Origin of the sequence: Streptomyces sp. BE20 (genome assembly GCF_036322525.1) — a bacterium.
Classification (GTDB): domain Bacteria; phylum Actinomycetota; class Actinomycetes; order Streptomycetales; family Streptomycetaceae; genus Kitasatospora.
This window is the reverse complement of record NZ_JAQYWW010000196.1, coordinates 1-325: the sequence shown is the minus strand read 5'-3', so window position 1 is coordinate 325 and position 325 is coordinate 1. Positions and strand designations below refer to the sequence as shown.

The window sequence follows — 325 nt, the reverse complement described above, 5'->3', positions numbered from 1 at the left end:
CTGGAGCGGGCCGGGGTGGACCCGCTGGGCCTGCGCGGCTCCCGCACCGGCGTCTACGTCGGCCTGATGTACCACGACTACGCCGCGCGCCTGCTGGACGTCACGGACGAGGTCGAGGCGTACCTCGGGACCGGCAACTCCGGGAGCGTCGCCACCGGCCGGATCTCATAAACGATCGGCCTGGTGGGCCCCGCGCTGACGGTGGACACCGCCTGCTCGTCGTCCCTGGTCACGCTGCACCTGGCGGCCCGGGCGCTGCAGGCGGGCGAGTGCGATCTCGCCCTCGCGGGCGGGGCCGCGGTGATGGCGACCCCGGAGACCTTCG

1 pseudogene is annotated in these 325 nt (G+C 74.5%); it reads left to right on the top strand.

Annotation, left to right across the window (positions count from 1 at the left end):
• A pseudogene (locus PUR61_RS00885) lies at positions 1-325 on the top strand (beta-ketoacyl synthase N-terminal-like domain-containing protein); the annotation flags it as partial.